The following is a 19,884-nucleotide window of genomic DNA, read 5'->3' as shown; positions in this document are numbered from 1 at the left end:
CGACACCGACCGGAGGCGGCCGCATGAGCATGTTCGGAGGCGGGTTCGGCGGGCCCGGCGGGGCGATGCCGGGCGGGATGAGCGGCGCCCGGCGCGACCGGCCGGGCGGCGCACCGTTCGCCGGCATCCCGGACGAGCTCGCGGCCGGCGTCGCCCGGCTGGAAGCGTCCGAGCCGGTGCAGAAACCGCCGCACGAGCCGTTCCACCAGCAACCCGACAACCGCAAACTCACCCTGTGGACGCTGCTCGCCAACCGGCCCGCGGTGCTGGTCACGGCCGCCGTCGCGGTGCTCGCCGAGGCGCTGCTGCTGCAGGCCGGTCCGCTGCTCGTGCAGATCGGCATCGACCACGGCATCGTCGCGCGCAACGTCCCGGTGCTGGTCATGGCCTCGGTGGCGTTCCTGGCGGCGGTCGGGCTCACCGCGGTGGCGTCCGGGGTGCGGATCCGGCAGAGCGGGCGGCTGGCCGCGTACGTCACCAGAGATCTTCGTGTCCGCGTCTTCAGCCATCTGCAACGGCTCAGCCTGGACTTCTACACCAAGGAAAAGGCCGGGGTCACGATGACCCGGATGACCTCGGACGTCGAGTCGATCCAGCAACTGCTCCAGGACGGTTTCGCCCAGTTCCTGATCCAGGGCATCACCATGATCGTGGTGACCGCCGTGCTCGTGCACTACGACGTCGAGCTCGCCGCGATCACATTACTGCTGGTCGTGCCGCCGCTCGCGCTGCTGTCCATCTGGTTCCGGCGCGCCGCCGACCAGGGGTACAACCGGCAGCGCGACGCCATCGCCGGGCTCTTCTCGCACCTTTCCGAGAGCCTCTACGGGGTACGGGTGATCACCGCCCACAACCAGCAGCGGCGCAGTGTCGTCGAGCATCGCGAGGTGGTCGGCGCGTATCGCGACGCCAACGACTACACCGGGCGGATCAACGCCGTCTACGGACCCGGCAGCTCGGTGATCGGCCTGCTCGGGCTGGCCGCGCTGCTGCTCATCGGCGGGCGCATGGTGCTGCGCGGCGAGCTGACGATCGGCGAGCTGACCGCGTTCGTGCTCTACATCAACGCGTTCTTCCAGCCGGTCCAGCAGCTCGTGCAGCTCTACACCAACTATCAGCAGGCCCGGGCCGCCCTCGGAAAGCTCCGCGGTTTGCTGGGGACCGCTCCCGGCGTACCGGAAAGAATTGATGCTCTTGATCTTCCGCCGGCCCGCGGTGGCATCGATCTGCGCAACGTCTCCTTCGGGTACGACGCCGACCGTCCCGTCCTGCACGACGTCACCCTGAGTATCGCTCCGGGCGAAACCGTCGCCTGTGTCGGGCCGACCGGAGCCGGGAAGTCGACGCTGGCCAAGCTGGTCGCGCGGCTCTACGACCCGGATCATGGGGTCGTCCTGATCGACGGGCACGATCTACGCGACGTGACGCTCGACTCGCTGCACCGGCAGGTCGGCGTGGTGCCGCAGGAACCGTTCCTGTTCGCCGGGACGCTGCGCGACAACATCGCCTTCGCCCGGCCGGACGCCTCGGACGAGGAGGTCGATGCCGCGGTCGACGCCGTCGGACTCCGCGACCTGGTCGACCGCTCCCCCGACGGCCTCGACACGATCCTGCACGAACGCGGCCAATCGGTCTCCTCGGGCGAACGCCAGCTGATCGCCCTGGCCCGCGTGTTCGTCGCGGCACCGCGCGTCGTCGTCCTCGACGAGGCGACGTCCAGCCTGGACCTGCGCTCCGAGCTCCGGGTGGAGGCCGCGATCCAGCGCCTCCTCGAAGGCCGGACCGCGATCCTGGTCGCGCATCGCCTCTCGACCGCGCGTCGCGCCGACCGCGTCATCGTCGTCGACAACGGCGGCATCCTCGAATCCGGTTCGCACGACGCGCTGGTCGCGGCCGGCAACCGCTACGCCACCATGTATGCCACCTGGGAATCCCACACCAAAACCGCCGATTAGGTACGGACATGGCACCCGGTCCCGCGTCGTCACGCCGCGACGCGGGACGCCCTGACCGCCGGCCCGCGCTCAACTCATCTCGCAGCGAGCGCGGCCGCGGCCGGTCAGGAGCGCGCGGCTCGGGGCCGGGCGGCGGCAGCCGGTCGGAACACGTGCCTCGCCGGCGCCCCGGTCAGGGGCGCCCGGAGGTCACAGGCGCTGCAGGACGAGGGTGTCGATGGCGTCGAGCAGGGCGACGTCATCCGTGCTGTGGGCGGTGACCGTGACGGTGGCGCGGCGGCCCGGGTCGACGATCGCGTACTGGCCGTAGGCGCCGTCCATCCGGAACGTGCCGTCGCCGCTGAGCCAGACGCCGAGGCCGTACCCATGCGTGAAAGCCGGACCATAATCGGTCACCGACGTCGTGTCGACGGACTCGGCGGGCATCCGGCGCACGAACTCGGACGGAACCACCCGGCGCCCCTCCCACACCCCGTCCTGCAGCAGGAGCTCGGCGAACCGGGACAACTCCTCGGTGCGCAGGAACAGGTCGCTCTCCGCGAACGGGAACCCCAGCGGACACGTGTGCCAGGCCGGATTGTGCAGGTCAAGGGGCTGGAACAGGCGCGGCGTGAGATAGGCGCGGACGTCGGCGCCGGTCGTCCGGGCCAGCAGGCGACCGATCGCGTACGGGCCCGAGCCGGTGTACGCGAACCGGGTCCCCGGCTCGGCGTCGAGCGGGGCGGCGACGAACTCGTGGAGCAGGTCGGCGGCGTCGATCCGCTCGTTCGCGTGCCACTTGTGGGTCGAACCGCTGGTCATCGTGATCAGATGCCGCAGCCGGACCCGCTCGAAACCGCCGGCGGCAAGCCCGCGCAGCTCCGGGAAGTGGTCCAGGAACAGATCGTCCAGGTCGAAGCGGCCCTCGGCCTCGGCCAGCCCGGCCGCGACCGCGGTGAACGTCTTCGCCACCGAGTAGACGTTGACCCGATCGTCGGAGCGGAAACGGTGACTCAGCGGCTCGGCGCCCTCCCGGTGCACGTGGATGCCGTAGCTTCCGAGGCCCTTCTCCTGGTCCGCGCGCACGAAGTCGGCGAGTAGATCTTCAACCATCCCCGGAAGCTACCCTCCCGGCGGCACCGCGGTCAGGCCGGGCCTTGGCCGGGCCGGGCATCGGTCAGGCCGGGCGTCGGTCAGGCCGGGCGTCGGTCAGGCCGGGCGTCGGTCAGGCCGGGCGTCGGTCAGGCCGGGCGTCGGTCAGGCCGAGCGCTGGTCAGGCCGGGACCAGGAACGCGAACACCCGCACGCCGACCGGGCCGTTGGGCAGCGGCGCCGGCGCCGACCCGGTGACCTTCATCCCGGCCTCCCACGGCTCACCGTCCAGAAAAACCTCGTTCGTCAGCATCCGCCCGTCCTGGTGCGCGGTGAAGAATCGCAGCGCGTGCACCGCCCGGCTCAGCGGCACATCCTGCAGCGCCACCAGCAACCGGTCGAACAGCGACTCCGCCGACGGCACCGGCTCGGCCGCGAAAAGATCCACCTGCGCGCCCAGGAGCAGCTCGAACTCGCCGGCCGGGTGCCGGTAGCGCTCCACGTGCACGTGCTCGGCGGCCGCCTTCCGGTCGATCAGGGCGGCGATCATCGGGTAGGCCACGGCGCGCTCGAACATCGCGAGAGTCTGGAAGATCGCCTCTTTCCAGGTCGCGGCCACACCCACGCAACTCTCCACCATCCACGGGCGGGCCAGCGCCGGATGGTTCACGGCGAAGTTGACCTGGGCCACGACCAGCTCCGGGGCCGGCCTCGGATGCGCGGCCAGGGTCGCCCGGAACTCGGCGTCACCCAGCTTGAGGTCGTCGCCGAGCGACACACCGTACGCAGCCATCCAGTGTGCGAAAACGGTCGCCGGCGACGGCACGCCACCGCTGCCGCTCCCGACCGGCGGCAGCGGTGGTTCCAGCGCGATCGGCCCGAGCCTCAGCTTCTCCAGCTCCGCACCGCCCTGCATGGCCTGGCTGACCGCGGCGACCTCACTGCTGTACCCGGCGATCCGCGCGACCTCCCCCTCCTCGGCGATCATCGCGCGCTGCGCGGCAGCCCGATAGACCGGATCCCGATCGAGGCGCCGCCGCGTCTCACCGTCCAGGAAGGTCTCGTCGACGGCCACCCCGGCGATCACCCGGCGCCCGAACGCCAGCGGCAGGAAGTAGACGAGCCGGTCCGCCAGCCAGGGCTCAAGACCCCCACTGAGCAGCTTCCCCTTGATCTCGTCACCGGCCACGGGCTGCGCGCTCTCACAGAACGCCGTGACCCCCACCACAACCGCCTCGTCGAACATCGCGTGAGCCTACCGTCCCGCCGATCTCCCGCAACCCCCGCAAACCCCAAGATCAAACCCCCCTTCCCGTACGGCTTCGTCAGCCATCGTTTGCCGGATCCTCCCCCGGCGCGGGCAGGTAGCAGGGCGATCCGACGAGGACCGCCATACCGGTGCGCTTGACCGTGGACTGGACGGTGACACTCAGATCGGATCCGGGAACCCGCGCGGAAACCCGCCCACCGGTGCCGCCGTCGGGCAGCAGACGGAATTCGTCGATCTCGTAGCCGAACCCGATCCAGCTGTCGCGCAGCCGGTTGAGCATCGCGATCTGCTTCTCGGGTGCAACCTCACCGACGCCGCCCGCGCCGCTGAGCACCCAGTGACCGTCGGTGGCGAGGACCCCGGCAGCGTTCTCGCACGGCGCTGCCCCCACATCCCAGTCATTGAGTGGCCGCCCCACGACACCGGCGGCCTGATCAGCCAGTTCCCTGAGCATCTTCTCGGCATCACGCCGCTTCATGACCTGCACCTGTTCGTCTCCTTCACGCGCGCTCGCGGCCGGACCGGATGAAGGCGTGCCGCCGGGTGCCGACTCATCACCGCCGCTGCACGCCGACAGCGGCAGAATCGCACCGAACAGAAGCAGGGCCAGCAACCGACGCGTCATGGCGGGAACTCTCCGTATCGTGGCGTGACACTCTGATAGTCACCGGCGACGACACTGGCCTGGTTGTTCAGGCTCTGGGAGCCCTCCTGCCAGTAAGAAGTGTGCCCCGGTGTGTCGGTGACGAAAACGTTCGCGCCGAACGCCTCCTGGTGCGGCTCGACGCCGTGCGCCAACGCAATGAGTATTTCCATGTCCTTTCCCACCCGGGGAATCGCCGTGTCCGGGCTGGCGATCGGATCGTCCTCGGCCGCGCCCGCCCAGACGTGGCCCGCGCCGACACTCAGGTCCGAGGCGCGCTGCACATCCATTCCGGGACTGCCGACAGCGACGACGTCGTCAACGGCCAGTCGGTGGCCGCCGCTGGTCGCATCACCGACGACTACGGACCCGTAGCTGTGACCGATCGCAGTCATGTGCACCGGCCCGGCGTCGTGACTGGCGCGAAGCCCGTTGACAAAGGAGCTCAGGTTCGTTGCGCCCTCTTGCGCCCGCGCCGAGCCGGCAGCGGTGACGACCGTGCTGTCCAGTTGCGGAGGGTCGTACCCGAGCCAGGCGATGACGGAGACCTCGTCGCCGGCGATCCGGCCGGCCGCCCTGCGAATCTGATCGGCGCGGCCGATCTGGCCGGTCATGCTGCCGAGGTCGGTGCTCACCCCCGGGATCAGCATCGCGGTGTGCCGGGCCGTGTCGGGGTCCCCCACCGCCACCGCCGCGTGCCCGGTTCCCTTGTTGTCGATGTTCAACAAGAAGAGCGGTTTGCGGTGCTGATAGTCCGAATCGTCGAGCCGGTTCATCAGGGTGACCAGGCGCTGGTGGTTGGGGTCGGCCGGGTTGGTGCCGTGGTTCAGGCTGTCGCCGATCAGCTCGTGCAACGCCAGGCGGTTCGCTGCGTCCCGGTCGGCCGCGGGCAGACCGTTCAGCCGTCCGATCTCGGCCGGAAATGCCGTGGCCAGCAGATCCCTTTGATCCGCGGTCAAGGCGCGCCACCATGCGGCGGCCGTGGCCGGGTCGGTGCCCGCGAACGGGATGTCGCCGGCGTCGAGGCCGTTGAGCCCGGCGACCTCGCGGGCGGCGTCGGTCGTGTGCTGCCAGCTGAACTCGTTCGGACCCTGCACGTCCGGACCGAAGTCACGCAGCATCCCGGCGTAGGTGAGATCGGCGTGCTCGGCCTCCTTGAGAACGGTGGCGATCAGCCCGGAGTAGATCTCGGCGTTCTGGTTGGCGAGCCGGTTGGCCTCCAACGCTCCCGGGTCCGACAGCGCGGACAGCGGCACCTCGTCGACCAGGAGGCGCCCGTCCCCGGTGACCCGCAGCCCGACCTGCTTCGCGGCGCCGATCGTGGCCAGCAGCCGGTTCTGCAGCCCGGCGAAGTCGGTGGCGATCCGTTCGAACAGCAGGCCGATGCCGCGGGCCCGCAGGCCGTACAGGTGGAACTCGTCCTCCAGGGACGTCATCCGCCGCAGCGCCTCGACGCCGGCCGCACCGGTCCAGGCGCCGTTGCGCAGCGGCTTGGAGAGTTCCAGTTCGGCGCGGTCCTCCAATGCGGCGCACTTGCCGGCCAACTGCCGCCACACGTCGGCGGCGTCGACGAGCCGGTCGATGCGCGCGTCCCGCAACTCCGCGAACGTGACCACGTCAACGTCCCCGGAGGTCGAACAGGTCGGCACCGGCGTGGTCGGCGTGCTCGTAGGTGAGCGCGGCCTGGTGCAGCGCGCCGCCGAACCGTTCCAGGTATCCGGTGAGTTTCTTGACGTCGTCCTGCCAGTACCAGACGAAGTCGGCCAGTTCGCCGCCGGTCGCCCAGCCGGGCAGGCCCTGGGCTGCGTCCTCGGTGGCCGGTTCGACGCCGTGTTCGTCGCGGGCCCAGGCCGTACCCAGGTCGTCGCAGACCTGCCGCGCGTGGTCCAGCGCAGCCGGGTCGACGTGCAGTTCGTCCCCCATCCCGCATCTCCCCGTGTCGAGAGTGGATTGTCTCGATCAGGGATAACCCCGTGGACCGCGGAACAGTTCATTGATCAGGGGGAATTGGCATAGGTGAGGGTGCGGCGGGCGTCGCGGACCACGGCCAGGTCGACCATGCGGCCCCGGGCGTCGAGGCAGACCCCACCGCCGGCGGCCTCGAAGCGCGCGACCAGATCCCGGGCGGCGGCGACCTCCGGTTCGGACGGGGTGAAGACCTCGTGGACGATCGGGATCTGGGCCGGATGAATGCAGGCGCGACCGCGGAAACCGAGCCGTTTCAGGGCCCGGGTCGAACGGCGCAGGGCGTCCAGGTCGCGGAAGTCGGTGGTGACGGCGGCAGCGGGAGGTTCGATGCCGGCGGCGGCCGAGGCCAGCACCACCGCGGATCGGGCGAACAGCAGCTCACGCTCGTCCTCGCCCGGGCTGACGCCCAGCTCGGCGGCGAGATCGGCCTCGCCGATCTGCATCCTGGTCACCCGGGGCGCGGCGGCGATCCCGGCCGCGGCGAGGATCGCCTGCGGCGTCTCCAGCAGGGGTACGAGGCCGAGCCGGCCCGCCGGATCGGACTCGTCCAGCAGCGCGCCCAGGGCGGTGACCTGCTCCAGGGTGGCCTTGGCCACCACCAGCCCCCGCAACCCGGATGCCGTCACCGACGTAGGCGACCCCGATGTGGCCGCCCGCCCCCGCGGACCCGGCGTGGCCATCGGTTGCCGCGGACCCGGTGTGGCCATCGGTTGCCGCGGACCCGGTGTGGCCGAGTGCTCGCGCTGCCCCGGTGTTGCTGCAGTTTCCCGCAGCCCCGGTGTTGCTGCAGGTTCCCGCACGCCGGGCTCGGCCACCAGCGATCGGGTGTCGTCGAGGCCGGCGGGGCCGGCGTTGATCCGTACCCAGACCGGGGCGCCAGGTGGCAGGGTGCGCAACCACGCGGCGACGGCCGCCCGCGTGGCAGTCTTCTCCGCCGGAGGGACGGCGTCCTCCAGGTCGACGATCAGGGCGTCGGCACCCCGGGTCAGGGCCGTGGCCAGCATCGACGGACGATTGCCGGGAACGTAGAGGAACGACCTCATCCGATCGACGCCTTTCCGGCGAGCAGGGAACGGGCGATGACGACCCGCTGGATGTCGTTGGTGCCCTCGCCGATCATCATCAGCGGGGCGTCCCGGTAGAGGCGTTCGACGACGAACTCCTTCGAATAGCCGTAGCCGCCGTGGATCTGCATGGCGTTCAGCGCGCAGCCGACCGCGGCCTCGGAAGCGAAGGCCTTGGCCATCCCGGCCTCCATGTCGACCCGGTGACCGCCGTCCGAACGGGCCGCGGCCCAGTAGACGAGCAGCCGCGCGGCCTGGACCTGCGCCGCCATCTCGGCGATCTTCAGCTGGACGGCCTGGAAGTCGCCGATCGGCTGGCCGAACGCGTGCCGGGACCGGGCATACCCCAGCGCCTCGTCGTAGGCGGCCTGGGCGATCCCCAGCGCCCGGGCGGCGACGTTGATCCGGCCGGTCTCCAGCCCGGACAGGACCTGCTGCATACCGCGACCCTCGACCCCGCCGAGCAACTGGGCGGCCGGAACCCGGACGTCGTCGAGGAGCACCTCGCACGACTCGGTGCCCTTGTAGCCGAGTTTCGGCAGGTCCCGTTCGACCGTGAAGCCGGGTGTCCCGGCCTCGACGAGGATCACCGACATGCCCCGGTGCGCCGGATCCGCGGCCGGATCGGTCTTGCAGAGAACCGGCAGCGGGTCGGCGTGCCGCGCGTTGGTGATCCACGTCTTGCGGCCGTTCAGCACGTAGCAGTCGCCGTCCCGGACCGCGGTCGTGCTGATGCCCTGCAGGTCGGTGCCGGCGTCCGGCTCGGTCAGGGCGATTCCGGTACGCCGCTTGCCGGTGGCCAGGTCCGGCAGGTATCGCGCCTTCTGCTCCTCGGTACCGTGCCGGGCGATCAGCCAGCAGGACAGCGAGTGGCTGCCGAGGATGCCGGCGATCCCCATCCAGCCCTTGGCGATCTCCTCGAAGACCAGCGCGAAACTGATCATGTCGGCGCCCAGACCGCCGTACGCCTCAGGGATCGTGAGACCGAAAAGGCCCATCTGCCGCATGGTCTCGACGATCTCGGTGGGATAGCGCCCCGAGGCCTCCCACTCCTGCGCGACCGGGCGGATCTCCCGATCCACGAAATCGCGCAGCACGTCGCGGAACATCCGCTGCTCGTCGCTGAGCTCGAAGTCCATCACTCACTCCGGTGGGCTGGCGGGACATGGCGGCCGGGGGCGAAGACCGGTGGCTCCGTCGGGATCAGGTGAACCCGCTGATCGCACCGGGGATCCGGATCGTCGACGAGATGGCTGAGAACGATCGGGCCCTCGTCGAGCCGGATCCGGGCCAGCACATACGGCTCGTCCGCCCGGTGCACGACCGTGAAGCTGTCCACGATCCCGTTGCCGCTGGTCGACACGTTCTCGAGATGGTCGGCGCTTCCGCAGGTCAAGCAGATCGATCGGGCCGGGTGCTGCAGTCGCCCGCAGGCCAGACACTTCTGGATCGTGCGCATCAGCGGTCCACCCCCAGGATCACCGTGGCGTGGCTGGAGAAGATCCCGCCGGTGCCGTGGACCAGGGCGGTGGCGGCGGACGGGACCTGCCGTTGGCCGCACTCGCCGCGCAACTGGCGCACGGCCTCGACCAGCAGCAACACCCCGAACTGGCCGGGATGGCAGTAGGCCAGCCCGCCGCCTCCGGTGTTGTGCGGGATCGTCGCGCCGAGCCCCTCCCCCGGCGCCGCGAACCCCAGTGCCTCCAGCCCGACCGGCACCGAGATCGTGAACGAGTCGTACAGCTCGACCACGTCGATGTCGGCCGGCGTGAGGCCGGCCCGCGCGAACGCTCGCTGTCCGGAATCGATCGCGCCGGTCCGCAGCAGGTCGGGCGCGGAGGTCATCGACGTGTGGGTGAGCGCCTCGCCGTGGCCGAGCACGGTCACGGGCGGGCGCGGAAGGTCCCGCGCGCGGTCGAGCGACGTCATCACGATCGCCCCGCCCCCGTCGGTGACCAGGCAACAGTCCAGGGCGCCGAGCGGGGACGAGATCATCTCGGCGGCGAGGACGTCATCGACGGTGAGCGGGCCGCGGTCGTACGTCCAAGCCTGGGGATTCCGCAGCGCCCGGGCCCGGGCCGCGACCGCGACCGTCGCCAGGTCCGCGCGGTCCAGGCCGTGCACGTGCAGGTATCGCTGGGCGACCATCGCGTAGTACGAGATCGGGTACAGCGGCCGGTAGGGCGCCTCGAACTCCGCCTCCGGCGTCCCGTCGGTGTAGACCCCGGTCAGCCGGCGGCTGCGGGCAGATCGCTGATTGCTCGCGTACGAGATGACGACCGTCTCGCACTGACCGGAACTGATCGCCTGCACGGCGCGCGCGACATACATCTCGAAGACCGCGCCACCCTCGAACGTCGAGTCGCACCACGACGGCTGGATCCCCAGGTAGTCGGCGAGCTGGGTGGCCGAGAAGCGGGAGATGCCGTTCGTCGCGATCCCGTCCACGTCGGCGAGCGTCAGCCCGGCGTCGGCCAGCGCTCTGGTCACCGCCTGGGTCTGCAGCTCCAGGATCGTCTTCCCGGTCTTGCCGAGGTCGCACTCCGCCGCCCCGGCAATAGCCACCGTCATGACGTCGCCGCCCCTCCGGAACCGGCGTCGGCGTCGGCGTCGGCGTCGGCGTCGGCGTCGGCGTCGGCGTCGGCGTCGGCGTCGGCGTCGGCGTCGGCGTCGAAGGGCAGTTTCAGCGTCGCCGAGGCCGGAGCGACGGCGACCCGCCCGTCCTCCACGACCTCCACGCGCAGGTCGACCTGGGCGAATCCGTCCTTCGCCGCGACGACCGAGCCGACGCAGCGGATCGTCTCGCCGGCGAAGACCAGGTTCTTGAACCGGAACGACAGCTCGGAGATCGTCACGCCCGGGAACCACTCCCGCAGGGCGATCGCCAGGTAGGCCCCGAACACCTGCCCGTCGACGACCGGTCTCTTCAGTCCCCGTTCGGCCAGGTAGTCGGCGTCGTAGTGCAGCTTGTGCCAATCCCAGGTCGCCCCGGCATACGCGATCATGTCCGGCAGCTCGATCGTTCGCTCAAACCGATACATAGATCAGGGTCTCCTTGTTCACGGCTAGCAGCCGGCGCTGCTGGTCGGTGTACTCGGCGATCGAGGTCACGACGAGCATCCGCTTCCCGCCGCCGGTGACCCGCTCGACGATGTCGTCGAGCCGCCATCGGGCGGTGACCACGGTGTCCGGCTCGACCGGCCGGACGAACCGGTACGAGTTCCCGCCACGGACCAGCCGGGTGCCCGGCACCTCCAGGTGCCAGCCGTGCCCGGCATAGCCGTCGACGTCCCGGGGCAGACCCGCGTACTGATTGGTCTCGCAGATCAAGGTGGGCGGTGCGACGTCCCCGGCGAGGTGGGCCGGATCGGTGTCGCCGGTGGCCAGCGCGAAGTAGCGGATCGACGCCCGGCCCAGCGGCTCCGGCGCCGTATACGTCATCTCCTCCCCGATCCGCGCGGCCAGGGCCGGCGTCAGCAGGCCGGTCACCGCAGCGCCGCCGTCGGCCGGATCCCGGCGAGGCCGGTCGCCGCGGCACCGGCACCGGTCCCGATCACGCCGGTCACCGCAGGACCGCCGTCGGCACGGTCTCGATGAGGAACTCCGGTCGCAGCAGCGCGGAGCACACGACGGCGTCGACCACCGCGTTCGGGAAGTGCTGTTTTCGCAGGACAGCGGTCGCCGGATAGTCCGCGACGGCGGCCGGGGTCAGATATTCGACCAGGTGGGTGACGTGCTGACCGGTTGCGCCGGCCTCGGCCAGGACGGTCTCGATGCTGCGGTAGACGTAAGCCGTCTGCGCCGCGAGGTCCCCGTCGTGCAGGGCCAGCTGACTCACCGGGTCGAGGGCACCGAACCCGGCCATGAAGATCTTGTCGCCACCACGGACCGCGGGCTTGTAGGTGAGCGTGTCGTACCGCGCCCAGCCGGGATTGAGCACCTCAAGGGGCCCGGCCAGGGCCAGCGCGTCGAGGGCGACCTCGGCGCCGGGCGCGACCGGGACGTCGACCAGGATCCCGGCCGCGCCGGGGTCGATCGGGCCGGTGCCGAGCACCTCTTTCCGCGGGCGACCGCAGCGCGGATACTCCGCCCGGGTCGCGGTGGCGGTGTAGTCGACCGTGCGGACCAGGGCGTCGGTGCCCAGTCCGGCGACGGCGAGCAGGGCGGCGATCCGGTCGAGACACCATCGATACTGCTCGCGGAAATCGCCCTCGGAGGTGTGGACGCTGGGCAGATAGACCACCCCGTCGGCGACTCGCAGCACGTCGCCGCCGTCACGGAACAGGGCGCCGCCACCGGGATGGGCGGTGACGCCTATCGCGTACGGAACAGAGGGTGCCGGACTCACGATCGCCTCGACCGGCACCCGGGAGACGGGCACGGCGTGACCCGGCAGCGCGGCGTCGCGTGCGGCGTCCAGGCCGGTGAAATCGGTCGCATACTCCGTCAGGTGCACCACGTCCGCACTGGTCAGACCGGCGGCGGCGAGCGCGCTGGCGAGCTGCGGATAGCCGGGCACGGCCGGCAGGTGGACGGTCACTTGAGGCACCTTTCGATAGCATCGAGCAGGTCGGCCGGGCTCGCTCCCGAATCCACCGCGGTGAGGACTCCCTCCGCGGCCGGTCCGAGGTTGGCGATGGCCTTGGCACGAATGTCTCTCGCCGCGGCGGCGCCGACCCCGGCCGAAAGTAGGGGTGACCCGGCCGGAAGTACCGAGGCGGGAGCGCCCGGCGCGGGCACTATGGACTGGCGACCGGCGGCGGTGACGATGCCGGGTGCGGAGGCGGCCGGCCCGTCCGACGCACCGACTCTCACCACGATCCGGTTCGCGAGAGCGAGGACGTCCGGCCGGTCCAGCCGGTCGAAGGTGTCGAGGCCGATCCGGCCGTCCACGATCGCTGCCGCGACACACCAGTAAACGCTGAACTTCGCCTCGTACGGGCTGCGCGGCCGGCGCTTCTCCGTCCCGGCGACGATCGGCACGGCATCCGGGTGCAGCGTCACGACGACGGTGCCCGCAAGAGCCGCATTCCCCGCCTGCGCGCCGGTTTCAGAGGCCGGCGCGCAGGGCGAGGAGGCGGTCGAGAAGGAGGAGTTGTGAGCGAACGTTCTGGCCGCGTCGATGGAGGCGTGAACGAGTTGGCACGCGGGATACAGCTTCACCGCGATCCGGGTGGTCTCCCAGCGCTCGCCGAGGCCGCACACCAGGACCGACATATCCGGTTCGCGGCCGGTCAGGGCGCGGAACAGGCCGAACGATCCGTCGAGGGCACCGGCCGGGCCGGTCGCGCCGGCTGCGGCGAGGCGGGCGGCGAGGATGCCGTTGGCCACCGCCGTGCCCGGGTGCAGCTGCTTGGTGCCGGCCGGGCTGTGCAGGAATTCGAGCAGACCGCTGGCCCCGCTCGCGGCGATCCCGATCGCGTGGGCCAGCTCGGCGGTGGAGAGCCCCAGCAGCTTTCCCGCGGTGACGGCGGCCGCGACCGGGCCGCACATCGACGTCGCGTGCAGGCCACGCGCGTGGAAGCCGTGGGGTACCGCCGCGCCGAGTCGGCAGACGACCTCAAGACCCGCGACGAGGGCGGTGATCAGGTCGCTGCCGCGGCTTCCGGTCTGCTCGCCGACGGCCAAGGCGGGGGGTACGGACACGGCACTCGCGTGCACCAGCCCATCCGCGTGGGTGTCGTCGTAGTCGAGGGCGTGTACCGCGACCGCGTTGCCGTAAGCGGCGGCGACGGCGCCCACCCGCTGCCCGGTGAACAGCCGGGCCTCGGGCGGTCCGCCCAGTCCCTCGGCCACGACCAGCGCCGGGCCGGCCGCGTCTCGCCGGATCCCGGCGACCGCACAGCCGACCGCGTCCACCAGGTGTCGGCGGGCCGCGTCCACCACCGGCGCCGGCAACGCCGCGAAGTCCAGCCCGGCCGCCCAGCGGGCCAGGACGAGAGCGGCCGGCTCGGTCACGCCTCGGCCTCGGGGCCAGCAGCAGCTTCGGGGCCAGCAACGACCTCGGCGCCAGCGACGGCCTCAGGACCAGCGGCAGCTTCGGGGCCAGCGGCAGCGCCGGAAGCGGGTTCGGGATGTGCTTCCGGCGGAGTGCCGAAGGCGCCGGCTCGGCGCAGGGTCTCGACGTCCGACGGGGAGTATCCGAGCAGGTCGGCGACGTACGGCAGGTCCTCGCCGCGATGCGGCGCGCGGCGGTACTCCGGTGTCTGCGCGCCGACCCGGACCGGGGAGGCGACTTGCCGCACGGTTCCGTAATGCGGGTGTTCGGTCTCGACCACCAGGCCGCGCGCGAGCGTGTGCGGGTCCTGGAGTGCCGCTTCCACATCGTTGACCGGTCCGCACGGCACTCCGGCCGGTTCCAGCTCGGCCAGCCAGTCCGCGACCGGGCGGGTGGTGAAGATCGATTCGAGGATGGGGAGCAGCGACGATGCGTGTTCGCGTCGGTCCGCGAAGGTGGCGAACCGGGGCTCCTTCAAGACCGGATCGCCGAGGACGCTGACGAGGCGCTGCCAGAACTTCTCCTTGGCGCAGCCGACCACGATCCAGCCGTCGGCGGCCGGGAACAACTGGAACGGAACCAGCGAGGGGTGGGCCGAATGATGGGTGCGAACCGGGGTGAAGCCGGCGTTGAGGTGCCACGCCGCCGGGTAGGTGAGCATGCCGATCGCGGTGTCGAACAGACTCAGGTCGCAGTCCATGCCGTAGCCGTCGCGGCGGGCCGCGTGGACGCCGGCCAGCAGGGAGATCGCCGCGACGAAACCGCCCGAGTAGTCGACGATCGACAGGCCGGACTTGGTCGGCGGGCCGCCGGGCTCACCGGTCAGGTCCATCCAGCCGGCCAGGCCCTGCAGGATGTAGTCGTAGCCGGGCTGGCGGGCCCGTGGCCCGGTCATGCCGAAACCGGTCAGCGAGCAGCACACGATGCTCGGGTTCACGTGCTTGAGCTGGTCATACGTGATCCCGATCTTGGCGGGCACGTCGCCGCGGAGGTTGGAGTAGACGGCGTCGGCGTGCCGTACCAGATCCTCGAAGACCTGGCGGCCGGCCGGGCTGGAGAGATCCAGCGAGAGCGACCGTTTGCCGCGGTTGAAGGTCTCGAAGAAGAGCGAGTCCTCGCCGTGCTGGTAAGGCGGCACGTAACGGCCGACGTCGCCGCCGGTGCCCGGCTCCTCGATCTTGATGACGTCGGCGCCGAGGTCGGCCAGGTGCACCGATCCGAACGGGCCGGCGCCGTACTGTTCGACCGCGACGATCCGGATGTCCTCAAGAGGTCTCATGCATCGCCCCCACCAGTTCGAGCAGGCTTTTCTGGGCCACCCGCGTCTCCTCGGCGGGCAGGCCGTAGGAGGGCGGGGAGAGTTTCACGGCGTCTGATCGGTCGGCGAAATCGGACAGGCGAGCGACACACTGCGCGGGTGTCCCGGAGACCGTGTAGTAGTCGATCATCTCGTCCGGGATCAGGAATCCGAGATCGTCGGCCGATCGACCGGCGCGCAGAGCCTCCCCCGCGGCCGCGGCTACCTGGCCGAACCCGGCTCGGACAAATCCTCCGGCGTAGGACTTCACCGATGCGTAGAAACCGACGACGTTGGCCGCCCGGCGCCGGGCCACCGCGGGATCCGGGTCGACCGAGCAGCACGCCGCGGCCACCACGTCGAACCCCGGCCGGCGCAGCGGGGGAATCTCGCTCGGCGGGCACAGTTCGTGGGCGATCCAGCCGTCCGCCACCTCGGCGGCCAGCGCGATCATCGCCGGGCCGACGCCGGCCAGGTAGATCGGGATCCGGGGGCGCAAGGGTGGGTACGGGCGGCGCCACCCTCGTACGCGAATGGATCTGACGCCTTTGTGGAGGATCGGATCACCGCCGGCCAGGACAGCGCGGACGATCGCGACGGTGTCCCTCAGGCGCGGTACCGGGCGCTCGAACGGGACGCCGTGCCAGTCCTCGTTGAGGCGGGCGACGCCGGTGCCGAGGCCGAGGCGGAACCGGCCCTCGGAGAGTTCGTCCAGGTCGGCAGCGGCGAGCGCGGTCAGCATCGGGCTGCGGGCGAAGGCGAGCGCGATGCCGGTGGCGACCCCGACGGACGAGGTCGCGGTGGCCAGCGCGGCCGCCGTGGTGAACGCGCTCCGATGCAATTCAGGGGCCCAGACCACACCGGCGCCGGCTTCTTCGGCGTCCTTGGCGGCGAGGCGCAGCTCGGCCATCGTCTCGCCCCACGGCTGCACGTCGAGGCGCATCATGCGAGACCCGACGGCCGGTCACACGCCGAACCGGTCCACGCGGAAGCCAGCAGCCGGGCGGGACGTGGCCGAACGAGGCGCGACCAGCAATGGCGCGGCGACGCGAGGTGCGACCGGGCGAGGGGTGGCGATGAAGGGGTGGGGGTGGTCATGTGGCGGACGGTCCGTGGCCGCGTTTGTACACCAGCATGGAACGGGTCCAGGTGATCACGTCGACGTTGTCCTGGTTGAAGCCGGTGGTGAAGACCTTCACGATGCCGGCGTACGGACGGGACTTCGACTCGCGCAGGTCGAGGACCGTGGAGCGGGCGTAGATGGTGTCGCCGACGAAGACCGGGCTGGGCATGCGGATCTCCTCCCAGCCCAGGTTCGCGAAAGCGTGCTGGCTGACGTCGGGCACCGAGAGGCCGGTGACGACAGCGACCGTGAGAGTGGAGTTGACCAGCAGTTTCTTGTACGGCGTCCCGGCCGCGTAATCGGCGTTGAAGTGCGACTGATTGGTGTTCAGCGTCAGGAGGGTGAACCACGTGTTGTCGGCCTCGGAGATGGTGCGGCCGAGCGGGTGGCGGTAGTTGTCACCGACGGTGAAGTCTTCGTAATAGCGGCCGAGCATGCCGCGAAGCTAGCACTTGTTTCGCACAGCGGAAAGATGTTTCCATCTAGCGATGTTGGCTGCGTTCCTCTTCCTGCACATCGTGCTCATGGTCTTCTGGCTCGGCGGCGACCTCGGCGTCTTCTACTCCAGCCGGTATGTGATCAACCCCGAGCTGACCCCGGCCGCGCGCCTGACCGCACTGAAGATCATGTCCGGTTTGGATCTGGGGCCGAAGATCTGCCTGATCCTCTTCCTGCCGAGCGGGCTGACGCTGATCTCGCTCGACGAGCACGGCGGGTCGCTGCTCGGGGTCCACCTGCTGCCGTGGTGGCTGCTCGTGCCGGCGTGGATCGGGGCATTCGTCTGGTTGCGGCTGATGTACCTGGATCACCACGAGCCCGGGAAGCATCCGCTGGTCCGTCGGGTGGACTGGGCGATCCGGGTCGCGGTGATCGCCGGGATGGCGGTGACCGGCGTCTACACCCTTGTCGCCGCGCATCCGTTCGGCGTGGACACCAATCCGAAGTGGCTGGGAACGAAGGTGCTGTTCTACTCCCTCGCGATCGCGGCCGGGCTGGGCATCCGGCGCACGCTCCGGCCGTTCGGGGCGGCGTTCGGGAAAGTGATGGCCGGGCAGTCCGACGAGGCTACCGAGGTGGCGCTGACCAGGAGTGTCAACGGCTGCCTCCCGTACGTGTGGATGATCTGGATCTCGGTTTTGATCGCGGGTCTGCTCGGCGTGGCCAAGCCGTTCGCCAACCTCTGAGCGAGCAGACCGCCGCGACCGCCGCGGGCAGATCGAGGCGTGAGCGAAGCGCCGCGCGCCGGAACGGGGGTGAGCGAAGTGCCACGCGCGGGAGCGAGGCATGAGCGGGGTGTGGCGCGCGGGAACGAGGCGTGGGCGAAGTGCGGCGCGCAGGAACGAGGCATGAGCGGGGTCCCGCGCGCGGGAACCAGGCGTGAGCGGGTGCCGCGCGCGGGAGGGGTGGCGGTCAGGCGGGGACGTAGCCCAGCTGGGCGCTGATGCGGGCGGCGCAGCCGAGCAAGTCGGCGACGATGGTGGAGTCGGCGTCGGGCTTGAAGCGGAGGGCCGGGCCGGCGACGCTGATCACCGCGACCGCACGGCCGTCGTGGTCGAAGATCGGGGCGGCGATCGAGGAGGCGCCGGCCTGGCGTTCGCCGTTCGAGGTGGAGAAGCCGCGTTTGCGGACGGCGGCGAGGTCCTTGCGCAGTTTGGCCGGGTCGGTGATCGTCTTGTCGGTCACCGCTTCGAGCGGGTGGCGTGTGATGTATGCCTCCAGCTCGAAGTCGGGCAGGAAGGCCAGGAACGCCTTGGACGACGCGCCGGCGTTCAGCGGGAACGGGATGCCGAGGCTGACTTCGAGGCGTAGCTCCTGGTCGGGGACGACCTGGTCGACGTAGAGCCGGGTGTCGCCGCGGCGCAGGGACAGCGTGGCGGTCTCGTTGGTGCGTTCGGAGAGCAGCTTGAGCTCGGGCGCGGCCATCGCGCGCACGTCGGTGCGGGCCAGGTAGGCGCGGCCGAGGGCGACAGCGGCGTGGCCCAGTGCATACCGCCGGGTGGACGGGTCGACGGTGATCAGCTCGCGGCTGCGCAGCGCGGTGAGGATGCGGTGCACGGCAGCCTTGGTCAGGCCGAGCGCGGTGGCGATCTCGGTCACACCGAGGTCGGGCTGTTCGGCCCGGCCGAAGTAGAGCAGCACGTCCATGGCCCGCTCGACCGCGGCGATGGACCGGGACTGCCCCTCGTCCTCCGACGCGACGACCGGCGCCGAGGACGCACCCCGCGGAGAGGAAGCGGAGGAAGCGGCCGACCTGGAGGAAGCCGCCGGCGCGGACGGTGTGGACGACGGCGTCGAAGCGGTTCGGCCTGGCATCGCGAAACTCCCCCGGAACAGGAACGGAACAAACCTTGCCGAAGCCTAGCCTGCCATTTCGCACCGCGAAACGCTGTACCGATCCGGCATTGACAGGCCCCCGGCCACCTCGTTACCTTCGCGGTAACGCTGTTTCCCAAGGCGAAACGGAGCTTGTAGAGGTGCCGGTGGACAGCACGACGTTCCGATCCGTGCTCGGTCAATGGCCGAGCGGCGTGTGCGTGGTGACCACGATCGGTCCCCACGGGGTGCACGGCATGACCGCCAGTTCATTCTCCTCGGTCAGCCTGGATCCGCCGATGGTCTCCGTCTGCCTCGGCAACCACCTGCCCAGCCACGCCCTGCTCGGCGCGGCCGGCCGGTTCGCGATCAGCTTCCTCGGCAAGGACCAGGCGCACATCGGCCGCCGCTTCGCCGGTCAGGACCGGGAGATCACCGACCGGTTCGCCGGCCTGGAGTGGATCACCACGCCGAACGGCTGCCCGGTGCTGGCCGACGCCGTCGCCTGGCTGGACTGCAGGGTCGCGCACGCCTACCCGGGCGGCGACCACACGATCTTCGTGGGCGAGGTGACCGGCGCGGCGACGCCCCGGGTCATCTCGCCGCTGCTGTTCCACTCGCGCAACTGGGGGCAGCTGGCCGACCCGCTGCCGGCCACCATCCGGCTGGCCGTCGACGCCCCGCCGCCGGATCATGCCGGCTGCGTGCCCGACGCGTTCGACCCGGACCGCGAGGACGACGTCCTCGACACCATCGGCCGGCTGGCCGCGCTCGGCCTCGACGAGATCGTCTGCGTCGAGTCGGAGACCACGGCCGCCAGCCCGCTCCAGGTCCGCCGGGTGCTCCAGGATGCGGTGGTCCGGGTCCGGCCCAACCATTTGCGCGTACGTCTCAACGGCCGCAACCGCCTCGCCCTGGTCAACGCGTTGGTCGCGATGAAGAGCGGCGTCTCGCGCTTCGACGTGGTCACCGCGGACTCGGGCCTGGCCGGCCTGCCGATCGACGACCTGCTCCACCTGGCCCACCAGCTGGAGGTTGACCACCAGTTGGAGGCGGAGACCGGCCGCTCCCCAGGGGCGGCGGCCGGCCGCCGGCCGGAAGCGCACCACCGGCCGGAAGCGGACCGGCTCCGCAGCGAACTTGTGCAATCTCGAACCGACCTCGCCCAGCTCAGGGAGTGAC

The 19,884-nt window shown here is 70.9% G+C and carries 20 protein-coding genes; 3 read left to right on the top strand and 17 right to left on the bottom strand.

The window, feature by feature from the left end; all coding sequences use genetic code 11:
* Positions 1-23: 23 nt before the first annotated feature.
* Positions 24-1,955, top strand: coding sequence for an ABC transporter ATP-binding protein (locus ACSHV8_RS03980; RefSeq protein WP_436529466.1), 1,932 nt, complete (start codon positions 24-26; stop codon positions 1,953-1,955).
* A 189-nt stretch (positions 1,956-2,144) separates the two neighbouring features.
* Here ACSHV8_RS03980 and ACSHV8_RS03975 read toward each other — a convergent pair whose 3' ends face one another.
* From ACSHV8_RS03975 to ACSHV8_RS03900, 16 genes are all read right to left on the bottom strand, one after another.
* The gene (locus tag ACSHV8_RS03975) at positions 2,145-3,047 is read right to left on the bottom strand and encodes a serine hydrolase domain-containing protein (protein ID WP_436529464.1); all 903 of its coding nucleotides are present in this window, start codon (positions 3,045-3,047) and stop codon (positions 2,145-2,147) included.
* Between the two features lie 160 nt (positions 3,048-3,207).
* Positions 3,208-4,272 carry a DUF6348 family protein gene (locus tag ACSHV8_RS03970; protein ID WP_436529462.1) on the bottom strand — a complete coding sequence of 355 codons (1,065 nt, stop codon included), beginning with the start codon at positions 4,270-4,272 and terminating at the stop codon, positions 3,208-3,210.
* A gap of 79 nt (positions 4,273-4,351) precedes the next feature.
* Positions 4,352-4,921 carry a hypothetical protein gene (locus ACSHV8_RS03965; RefSeq protein WP_436529460.1) on the bottom strand — a complete coding sequence of 190 codons (570 nt, stop codon included), beginning with the start codon at positions 4,919-4,921 and terminating at the stop codon, positions 4,352-4,354.
* The gene (locus ACSHV8_RS03960; RefSeq protein WP_436529458.1) at positions 4,918-6,555 is read right to left on the bottom strand and encodes an alpha/beta hydrolase; all 1,638 of its coding nucleotides are present in this window, start codon (positions 6,553-6,555) and stop codon (positions 4,918-4,920) included. The genes ACSHV8_RS03965 and ACSHV8_RS03960 overlap by 4 nt, the downstream gene beginning before the upstream one ends.
* Position 6,556: 1 nt before the next feature.
* Complete coding sequence (locus ACSHV8_RS03955) at positions 6,557-6,862, bottom strand: hypothetical protein (protein WP_436529456.1); 306 nt, start codon at positions 6,860-6,862, stop codon at positions 6,557-6,559.
* 74 nt (positions 6,863-6,936) lie between these two features.
* The gene (locus tag ACSHV8_RS03950; RefSeq protein ID WP_436529454.1) at positions 6,937-7,950 is read right to left on the bottom strand and encodes an aldolase/citrate lyase family protein; all 1,014 of its coding nucleotides are present in this window, start codon (positions 7,948-7,950) and stop codon (positions 6,937-6,939) included.
* Positions 7,947-9,110, bottom strand: a complete 1,164-nt coding sequence (locus ACSHV8_RS03945; RefSeq protein WP_436529452.1) for an acyl-CoA dehydrogenase family protein — start codon at positions 9,108-9,110, stop codon at positions 7,947-7,949. The genes ACSHV8_RS03950 and ACSHV8_RS03945 overlap by 4 nt, the downstream gene beginning before the upstream one ends.
* Positions 9,110-9,430 carry a Zn-ribbon domain-containing OB-fold protein gene (locus tag ACSHV8_RS03940; protein ID WP_436529450.1) on the bottom strand — a complete coding sequence of 107 codons (321 nt, stop codon included), beginning with the start codon at positions 9,428-9,430 and terminating at the stop codon, positions 9,110-9,112. Before ACSHV8_RS03940 ends, ACSHV8_RS03945 begins: the two co-directional genes overlap by 1 nt.
* A complete protein-coding gene (locus ACSHV8_RS03935) occupies positions 9,430-10,542 on the bottom strand; it encodes an acetyl-CoA acetyltransferase (RefSeq protein WP_436529448.1) in 1,113 nt (370 codons plus the stop codon). Before ACSHV8_RS03935 ends, ACSHV8_RS03940 begins: the two co-directional genes overlap by 1 nt.
* Entirely contained in the window at positions 10,539-11,012 is a 474-nt protein-coding gene (locus ACSHV8_RS03930; RefSeq protein ID WP_436529446.1) for a MaoC family dehydratase, read from the bottom strand. The genes ACSHV8_RS03935 and ACSHV8_RS03930 overlap by 4 nt, the downstream gene beginning before the upstream one ends.
* On the bottom strand, positions 10,999-11,460 hold the full coding sequence (locus tag ACSHV8_RS03925) for an FAS1-like dehydratase domain-containing protein (protein ID WP_436529444.1): 462 nt from the start codon (positions 11,458-11,460) through the stop codon (positions 10,999-11,001). Before ACSHV8_RS03925 ends, ACSHV8_RS03930 begins: the two co-directional genes overlap by 14 nt.
* A gap of 73 nt (positions 11,461-11,533) precedes the next feature.
* The gene (locus tag ACSHV8_RS03920) at positions 11,534-12,511 is read right to left on the bottom strand and encodes a RidA family protein (RefSeq protein ID WP_436529442.1); all 978 of its coding nucleotides are present in this window, start codon (positions 12,509-12,511) and stop codon (positions 11,534-11,536) included.
* Positions 12,508-13,929, bottom strand: a complete 1,422-nt coding sequence (locus ACSHV8_RS03915; protein ID WP_436529440.1) for an MmgE/PrpD family protein — start codon at positions 13,927-13,929, stop codon at positions 12,508-12,510. Before ACSHV8_RS03915 ends, ACSHV8_RS03920 begins: the two co-directional genes overlap by 4 nt.
* Positions 13,926-15,248 (bottom strand): CaiB/BaiF CoA transferase family protein, encoded by a 1,323-nt coding sequence (locus tag ACSHV8_RS03910; RefSeq protein WP_436529438.1) that lies wholly within the window; start codon positions 15,246-15,248, stop codon positions 13,926-13,928. The genes ACSHV8_RS03915 and ACSHV8_RS03910 overlap by 4 nt, the downstream gene beginning before the upstream one ends.
* Positions 15,235-16,212 carry an LLM class flavin-dependent oxidoreductase gene (locus ACSHV8_RS03905; RefSeq protein ID WP_436529436.1) on the bottom strand — a complete coding sequence of 326 codons (978 nt, stop codon included), beginning with the start codon at positions 16,210-16,212 and terminating at the stop codon, positions 15,235-15,237. Before ACSHV8_RS03905 ends, ACSHV8_RS03910 begins: the two co-directional genes overlap by 14 nt.
* A gap of 148 nt (positions 16,213-16,360) precedes the next feature.
* A complete protein-coding gene (locus ACSHV8_RS03900; RefSeq protein WP_436529434.1) occupies positions 16,361-16,825 on the bottom strand; it encodes a MaoC family dehydratase in 465 nt (154 codons plus the stop codon).
* A 52-nt stretch (positions 16,826-16,877) separates the two neighbouring features.
* Between ACSHV8_RS03900 and ACSHV8_RS03895 the strand changes: the two genes are divergently transcribed.
* On the top strand, positions 16,878-17,573 hold the full coding sequence (locus tag ACSHV8_RS03895; RefSeq protein WP_436529432.1) for a hypothetical protein: 696 nt from the start codon (positions 16,878-16,880) through the stop codon (positions 17,571-17,573).
* A 226-nt stretch (positions 17,574-17,799) separates the two neighbouring features.
* Here ACSHV8_RS03895 and ACSHV8_RS03890 read toward each other — a convergent pair whose 3' ends face one another.
* Entirely contained in the window at positions 17,800-18,702 is a 903-nt protein-coding gene (locus ACSHV8_RS03890; RefSeq protein ID WP_436529430.1) for an IclR family transcriptional regulator, read from the bottom strand.
* On the opposite strand from ACSHV8_RS03890, the gene ACSHV8_RS03885 reads away from it, so the two are divergent.
* A complete protein-coding gene (locus ACSHV8_RS03885; protein ID WP_436529428.1) occupies positions 18,666-19,883 on the top strand; it encodes a flavin reductase in 1,218 nt (405 codons plus the stop codon). The genes ACSHV8_RS03890 and ACSHV8_RS03885 overlap by 37 nt on opposite strands.
* Position 19,884: the final 1 nt, after the last annotated feature.

Source organism: Actinoplanes sp. HUAS TT8, from assembly GCF_051380535.1.
GTDB lineage: Bacteria > Actinomycetota > Actinomycetes > Mycobacteriales > Micromonosporaceae > Actinoplanes.
This window is presented reverse-complemented; position numbering and strand designations above follow the sequence as displayed.